Annotated in this window: 7 protein-coding genes; 3 read left to right on the top strand and 4 right to left on the bottom strand. The window is 62.5% G+C overall.

The window, feature by feature from the left end:
• Together ACE3OH_RS18230 and ACE3OH_RS18235 are read right to left on the bottom strand one after the other, a co-directional pair.
• The coding region (locus ACE3OH_RS18230) for a MerR family transcriptional regulator (RefSeq protein ID WP_374356492.1) at positions 1 to 974 on the bottom strand (974 nt) is incomplete at its 3' end.
• Positions 975 to 1,049: 75 nt separating this feature from the next.
• Entirely contained in the window at positions 1,050 to 1,526 is a 477-nt protein-coding gene (locus ACE3OH_RS18235; protein ID WP_374356495.1) for a nuclear transport factor 2 family protein, read from the bottom strand.
• Positions 1,527 to 1,732: 206 nt separating this feature from the next.
• Here ACE3OH_RS18235 and ACE3OH_RS18240 point away from each other — a divergent pair, with 206 nt between their 5' ends.
• Positions 1,733 to 2,209, top strand: coding sequence for a peptidylprolyl isomerase (locus tag ACE3OH_RS18240; protein WP_374356498.1), 477 nt, complete (start codon positions 1,733 to 1,735; stop codon positions 2,207 to 2,209).
• Between the two features lie 225 nt (positions 2,210 to 2,434).
• Here ACE3OH_RS18240 and ACE3OH_RS18245 read toward each other — a convergent pair whose 3' ends face one another.
• Positions 2,435 to 3,379, bottom strand: a complete 945-nt coding sequence (locus tag ACE3OH_RS18245) for a LysR family transcriptional regulator (RefSeq protein ID WP_374356501.1) — start codon at positions 3,377 to 3,379, stop codon at positions 2,435 to 2,437.
• 105 nt (positions 3,380 to 3,484) lie between these two features.
• Between ACE3OH_RS18245 and ACE3OH_RS18250 the strand changes: the two genes are divergently transcribed.
• Both ACE3OH_RS18250 and ACE3OH_RS18255 read left to right on the top strand, forming a co-directional pair.
• The gene (locus ACE3OH_RS18250; protein ID WP_374356504.1) at positions 3,485 to 3,889 is read left to right on the top strand and encodes a DoxX family protein; all 405 of its coding nucleotides are present in this window, start codon (positions 3,485 to 3,487) and stop codon (positions 3,887 to 3,889) included.
• A gap of 42 nt (positions 3,890 to 3,931) precedes the next feature.
• On the top strand, positions 3,932 to 4,177 hold the full coding sequence (locus tag ACE3OH_RS18255) for an aminotransferase class V-fold PLP-dependent enzyme (protein ID WP_374356512.1): 246 nt from the start codon (positions 3,932 to 3,934) through the stop codon (positions 4,175 to 4,177).
• Between the two features lie 193 nt (positions 4,178 to 4,370).
• Here ACE3OH_RS18255 and ACE3OH_RS18260 read toward each other — a convergent pair whose 3' ends face one another.
• A complete protein-coding gene (locus tag ACE3OH_RS18260) occupies positions 4,371 to 5,654 on the bottom strand; it encodes an O-acetylhomoserine aminocarboxypropyltransferase/cysteine synthase family protein (RefSeq protein WP_374356509.1) in 1,284 nt (427 codons plus the stop codon).
• Between the last annotated feature and the right edge of the window lie 326 nt (positions 5,655 to 5,980).

Genomic DNA, 5,980 nt, shown 5'->3' on the forward strand with positions numbered 1-5,980 from the left:
CCGGTGCGCATCAACACTTCTGGCTGCTCATCCAGTGCCCGGCGCAGCTTCAGGCGGGTGGCCGGGTCGGTGCCGGCGAATTCGCTGGTCAAGGCTTCCCACTTTGCTGCCGCCGCGCGCGCTTCAGCACTATCTGCGCTGATGCCTTCGTTCATCAACTGCCGCACGTGTGCGATCAGCGGCAGCCAACCTCCCGGATTCTTGCCATAGTGCTGGCGCATCCGCGCCATCTCGGCTTCATCCAGATAGCGTGCGTAAATCGCCAGGCGCTTTGCCGCCAGCGCGCCAGTAATGTAATTGAGCATGGCCGGGTCGATGCCGGTTTGCGCCTGCATGCTGCTTTCCTGCCGCATCATCTGCGCCGATTTCACCAGCAGGTTCGGATTGCTGCCGGTGAACTGGTGCACCAGATCGCTCCAGCGGCTGGCCGCATCCTGCACGGCTGCGTCCTCGACCGGCGTATTGGCGGCCATCAGCTGCCTGACCTCGGCAATCAGCGCCGGCCAGCTTTGCTGCGCCGCCATTACCTTGGGGTCGTCCTTGTGCTGCTGCAGCTCGGCAAGTTCGGCTTCGTTGAAGTATTTCTCGTACACGGTGATCAGCTCCACGGTCGTCAACCATTCGGCAAGATCCGGTTCATCGCCCTGCTGCAGGCGGCTTTGCAGCCATGCCAGGCGACTGCGCAAGGCCTGCGCCTCGGCAATCTGCGCATCGAGCGCCTGCATCTGACGCGCCACCAGGGCTGGCAGGGCCGAACCATCACTGGCCAGCGAGGCCCCGATATCGTTCAGCGATAGGCCGAGCTGACGCAGCGCGACAATGCGATACAGGCGCGCCACATCATCGCGGTTGTACAGCCGGTAACCAGCATCGGAGCGGGCAGAAGGCGCCAAGAGGCCAAGATCGTCATAGTGGTGCAGGGTGCGCACCGTCAGGCCAACGCGTTTGGCCAGTTCACCGATTTTCAGCAGCATGATCGCCTTCCTCCTGCCCGCACTTTCCACCCTCACCCAGCGTTAGGGTCAAGCCTTGCCATGCAGTGCATGAATCTAACCGGGCGCAGCAGCACGAATCCGCTTGGCAAACTCATCAGCCAGCGCGTTGGGTACCGGGATGGTCAGATGGTACTGGGCGATCTTCCACTGGCCCGCCACCTTGCGCAGCACGCCGCTGCCGCGACAGCGGCCAAGGCTTGCGTTGTCGAGCAGCTCGTCGAACCAGGCATGGCTGCCATCGGGCGCCAGGCTGATATGGCGCTCCACCTTGGTATAGGTCCAGCCACGGCCTTTATCGAAATGCGGGCGGGCATAGGCCTGAAATTGTGGCACGGTCCAGCGCTCGCTGGCGTCGGTGCCGATGAACACGCCATCATCGGTGAATTGCGCAAAATAGTCATCGAACTGCGCCTTGCTGGCCGCCGCGTGAAAACGGTCGAGCACCGCGCTGACTGCCGCATCCTCGCCAGCCTCTGCCACCGGCAATGCCAGGCACAGGCAGAGCAGAAAAAATCGATAAAGCTGTTTCATCGCCATCTCCAGAGAACGGGCCGCCATTGTGGCGCGCTTCTCGCGGCAGGCGCAGCGCTTTTTCCCGCCAAGGCACCCGATCAGTCCGCCGATCGTCAATCACGCAAAACAACCTGGCCGCCTATCGTTCCGGCACGCCAGGCAAATTGACACGACCGCATAGAACGGCGAACCTGTCGCCCCCCAATATTTGCCAAAGCACCGTCATGAAGATCACCAAAGACACCGCCGTCACCCTGCGCATGAAGGTCAGCGACCTTAGCGGCCAGGTGTACGACGACGGCAAGCAGCCGCATGCCTACTTGCACGGCGGCTATGACAATCTGTTCCAGAAGCTGGAAGACGCACTGGAAGGCCAGGAAGCCGGTTTCCACACCACCATCGAACTGAGCGCAGAAGACGCCTTCGGCCAGCGCGACGAGGCGCTGGTCACCAGCATGGCCAAGGCCGACTTCCCCCCAGGCATCAAGGTCGGCGGCCAGATCCAGCGCCCCGGCCCGGATGGCGAACCGCGCTACTACTTCGTTACCAAGATCAAGGGCCAGCAGGTATTGCTCGATGGCAATCACCCGCTGTGCGGCAAGGCGATGCGCTTTGCCCTGCAGGTGCTCGACGTGCGCGCGGCGACTGCCGAAGAAATCGCCCACCAGCATGTACATGGCGAACACGGCCATCATCATTGACACCAAGTAGGAACTGAACAAATCGCGTTTTCAACCCGCATCGCTGGCCCCGCGTAATCCTGGCCTTAGGCGACAGCGGGTAAATTGTTGATTCCTTGCTGTTCTATTCCATCTCCCCCGCCTGCATCGCATGAAAAAACGCCCGGATATATCTGTTCGGGCGTTTTTCCTTGCACGTTTGAATCCGCAGTGCAAACCGATCCATGCGTGGCTCATGGTGCCAAGTCAACGGCCTGCCACATCGCCGCTGACCTCGCCCAGCCGCTCCACCACAAAGTCGATGAAGGCCGATACCGCCGCAGGCAGATGTCGGCGGCTCGGGTAGAGAACGCTCAGGCCATGGCTCATCTGCTGATATTGCGGCAGCACCGTCACCAGCCGTTCGGCCTGAATGTCGGGCAACACCATCATATGCGGCAGCAGCGCGATGCCAAGGCCAGCCACCGCCGCCTTGCGCAAGGCCTGCGCGGTGTTGGCCTTGAAGCGGCCGCTAACCTGGACCTCCTCCGCACCCTGCGGGCCATGCAGGCGCCAGCGGGCGCGGCCGCCCGGCTGAGCTGGCGCAAGGCAGTCGTACTGGCCCAGGTCCGCCAGCGTTGCCGGTACGCCGTGCTCGGCAAGATAGGCGGGGCTGGCTACCAGATTGTCACCCAGCGTCCGGACCAGCTGGCGGCCGACATAGCCCGAGTCAGGCAAAGGGCCGCCACGAAATGCGATGTCGATTTGTTCGGCGATCAAGTCGGCCCGCGCATCGCTGAGTACAAACTCGAGCTGTACCCGCGGATACGCCTGCAAGAAGTACGTAATCCACTCCATCGGGAAGAAGTCGAAAATATCGGCCGGCGCCGCAACGCGCACCCGGCCGCTCGGCTCGCGACTGCCCAGCATCAGCGCCTGACCGGCTTCGATCAACCCATCGATCCCGCCTGCGCAGCGCTCATGAAAGTCCTGCCCGGCAGGTGTCAGCGACAGCTTGCGGGTGGAGCGTTGCAGCAGCCGCGTACCGAGGCGGGCTTCGAGCTGCTGTATGCGCCGGCTCACCGTATTGGGCGGCATTCCGGCATGCCGCGCCGCTTCGGCAAAGCTGCCGCAGCGCACTACCTGCACAAACAAGGCGATGTCATTCAGGTCGAACATCTTGCCATTACTTCCAGAAATGGATGAGTGCATGCTGATTCTACCGTCTAATCAAGCAATACCAATGGGCCTATTCTGCCAAGCCTAGGGGCCAGGAGCCCTGCGACGCTGACCAAACACATTCAAGGACCCCATGTCATGGCTATTTCCGCCCGCACATCCACTTCTACGCCCCTCGCGTCGACCATGCAGCGCCGCATCGTCTGGGGCATACGCATCGTTCTGGCGCTGGCCTTCGGTGCGGCCGGCTACGCCAAGCTCGCCGACGTGCCGCAAATGATCCAGATTTTCGAATCCATCGGCTTTGGCCAATGGTTTCGCTATGTCACGGGCGCCGTAGAAGTGGCGGGCGCAGCACTGCTGCTGGTACCCGCTGCGGGCTTTATCGGCGGCCTGGTGCTGACCGCCACCATGGTGGGCGCGGTCGCGACCCATCTGCTGCTGATTGGCGGTTCGCCCATTCCCGCCCTGGTGCTGGGCCTGTTGTCGGCCTTCGTGACCTGGCGGCAGCGACCCATGTCAGAAATTCCGGCACCGCGCTGACCCGCGTCCAGGCTTGTTGAGCATCACCGGCATGCGCTCGCGATACGCAATGCCGCCAAAACATCGGTGGCGTCGTTCGTGCTGGCCGGCTATTCCACCCAGGATGTCGGCGCGGCACTGAGTCGCGAGGGTGTGGCAGTACGCTCCGGCCACCACTGCGCCCAACCGATCCTGCGTCGCTTCGGTCTGGAAGCAACGGTGCGGCCATCATTGGCGTTCTACAACACGTGTGAAGACGTCGATGTCATGCTTGGGGTGGTACAGCGGCTGGCGCGGCAGCGTAGTTAAGCGCGCTGTCTCCCCTGTTGGTATGTGCGCCCGGACTTCTGTCCGGGCGCTTTTTATTTTGGCAGCCGAAATGCCGACAACCGGGGCCAAGCCCGGATTCGCCGTAGTGGGGCTGATGGCCAAGAGACAAGAAGGCCCGGGTATTTGCCCGGGCCTCTTGCGCGCTCTACCGCATCAAGTCCGCCAGTGGCAATCAGGCGCCCGCCAAGGCCTGCTGCAGGTCGGTGCGCAGATCATCGATATGTTCGATGCCGATCGACAGCCGCACTGTTTCTTCCGATACGCCGGCGCGGGCCAGCTCTTCTGGTGATAGCTGGCGGTGGGTGGTCGACGCCGGGTGGGTAGCGAGTGAGCGCACGTCACCGATATTGACCAGGCGCAGAAACAGCTTGAGACCATCGAGGAAGCGCTCGCCGGCGGCGCGGCCGCCGGCTATGCCGAAGGTCAGCACGCCGGAAGCCTTGCCGCTCAGGTATTTTTTGGCCAGGGCATGATCAGGGTGGTTTTCCAGACCGGCGTAGTTCACCCATTTCACCTTGGGGTGCTGGCTCAGATATTGGGCCACCGCCAGCGCATTGCTATTGATGCGGTCAAGCCGCAGCGCCAGCGTTTCGATGCCCTGCAGGATCAGGAAGGCGTTGAACGGCGAGATGGCCGCGCCGGTATTGCGCAGCGGCACCACCCGCGCCCGGCCGATATAGGCGGCCGGGCCCAGTGCCTCGGTGTAGACCACGCCGTGATAGCTCACATCCGGCTCGTTCAGCCGCTTGAAGCGAGCCTTGTGTTCGGCCCAGGGAAACTTGCCGGAATCGATGATGGCGCCGCCCACGCTGGTGCCATGGCCGCCCAGATACTTGGTGAGCGAGTGCACCACGATATCGGCGCCATGCTCGATCGGCCGGCTCAGATAGGGCGACGGTACGGTGTTGTCGACAATCAGCGGCACGCCATGGCGATGGGCGATCTCGGCGATGGCGGCAATATCGGTGACATTGCCGGCCGGGTTGCCCAGCGATTCCACAAACACCGCCTTAGTGCGCTCATCAAATAGCGCCTCGAAACTGCCAGGGTCGCGATGGTCGGCAAAGCGGGTGGTAATGCCGAATTGCGGCAGGGTGTGGGCAAACAGATTGTAGGTGCCGCCATACAGCGCGGTGCTGCTGATGATATTGTCGCCCGCCTCGGCAATGGTCTGGATGGCATAGGTGACTGCCGCCTGGCCCGATGCCAGCGCCAGCGCGGCGATGCCGCCTTCCAGCGCCGCCAGCCGCTGTTCCAGAATCTCTTGGGTGGGGTTATTGATGCGGGTGTAGATATGGCCCGCCACCTTCAGGTCGAACAGGTCTGCGCCGTGCTGGGCGCTATCAAAGGCGTAGGCCACCGTCTGGTAGATCGGCGGCGCCACCGCCCGGGTGGTCGGGTCCGGCGAGTAGCCGGCATGAACGGACAGCGTCTCGAACTTCCATGGTGTGCTCATCTACTGATCCTGTATCGACGGTGGTGGGAAATGCCGGGAACTGCCGCCAGACAGGCAATTTCGGCGTTGCGGCCACATTGTTGGCCGACCCTCTTCATAACTACAAATACTTTTGCACTCGTTATTTATATCCATTTCAAATATCTACAAATCGCTTGAAGCGCTGGCACAGGCTAGCCCGCCATAGAGCCGACACGCCCTGGCGTAGGGCTGGGCTGGCCCTGCCATCACCAAGACGCGCTACACACGCGACCGGCGCGCAGCTAGCGAGTCGAGTCTCTTGTCGCGCCAGCCATTCGCCTTCCGATAATTGCCAGACCGACTCG

It is taken from the genome of Chitinimonas sp., from assembly GCF_041904975.1.
GTDB lineage: Bacteria > Pseudomonadota > Gammaproteobacteria > Burkholderiales > Chitinimonadaceae > Chitinimonas.

Excerpts from the sequence above, each read along its gene's own strand:
- ACE3OH_RS18235 (WP_374356495.1), bottom strand. The coding sequence starts at position 1,526 with ATGAAACAGCTTTATCGATTTTTTCTGCTCTGCCTGTGCCTGGCATTG.
- ACE3OH_RS18240 (WP_374356498.1), top strand. The coding sequence starts at position 1,733 with ATGAAGATCACCAAAGACACCGCCGTCACCCTGCGCATGAAGGTCAGC.
- ACE3OH_RS18245 (WP_374356501.1), bottom strand. The coding sequence starts at position 3,379 with ATGCACTCATCCATTTCTGGAAGTAATGGCAAGATGTTCGACCTGAAT.
- ACE3OH_RS18250 (WP_374356504.1), top strand. The coding sequence starts at position 3,485 with ATGGCTATTTCCGCCCGCACATCCACTTCTACGCCCCTCGCGTCGACC.
- ACE3OH_RS18260 (WP_374356509.1), bottom strand. The coding sequence starts at position 5,654 with ATGAGCACACCATGGAAGTTCGAGACGCTGTCCGTTCATGCCGGCTAC.